Raw genomic sequence first — 744 nt, forward strand, 5'->3', positions numbered from 1 at the left:
CAACAGTCGTAATATTACCTGCACTGTCTTCAAACGTTAAGCTAATGGTGGTGCCATCGGCTGCATCGCTTGTCCCATTAATGGTTGGTGTGGTGTCGTTGGTATCAACCAAGGTATTAATGCTAATACTTGGCGCGGTGGTGTTCAGCGTGGCTGTTTCACTAACCGTGGTGGTGTTACCGGCGTTGTCACTCACACTGGCTTCAATGGTCAGCTCACCATCAACCAGTGCATTTGGTACATCCGCTGACCAGCTGCCACCCGCTTGGACTGTGGCTGTAAAGGTTTCGGTGGTAATGCCATCGCTAACGCTGATGCTAATTACCGTGCCGGCTGGTGCATTCGTGGTACCACTAATAGTTGGCGTACTGTCGTTGGTAGCGCCTACAGTATCGAGTGTCAGTGTCGGGGCAAGGCTATCTATGGTGCCCGATTGCGTAGCGCCGCCTGTATTGCCCGCCGCATCCGTAATGCTGGCTTGGACACTGTAGCTGCCATCAGGTAATTCTGGGCTGATTGCTTGCCAGTTGCCGTTGACATCCACGGTGGCGGTGAGTGATGTTTCATCGCCATTACTGTCGGTGATTACAATGTTTACAACTGTGCCTTCAGGCTCTGTTGAAGTACCACTAATAATTGGTGTGCTGTCGTTTCCAAGCCCCAGTGCATCCACAGTGACAACTGGGGTAATGGTATCAACATTGCCACTGCTGTTGGCGGTGCTCTCATTGCCTGCGGCATCAG

Annotated in this window: 1 protein-coding gene; it reads right to left on the reverse strand. The window is 52.0% G+C overall.

Annotated elements, in window-relative coordinates; translation table 11 throughout:
- On the reverse strand, nucleotides 1–744 hold a 744-nt coding region (locus NQT65_RS20330), incomplete at both ends, for an Ig-like domain-containing protein (protein WP_256851922.1).

Source organism: Pseudoalteromonas agarivorans (assembly GCF_024518735.1).
Taxonomy (GTDB): Bacteria; Pseudomonadota; Gammaproteobacteria; order Enterobacterales; family Alteromonadaceae; genus Pseudoalteromonas; species Pseudoalteromonas atlantica.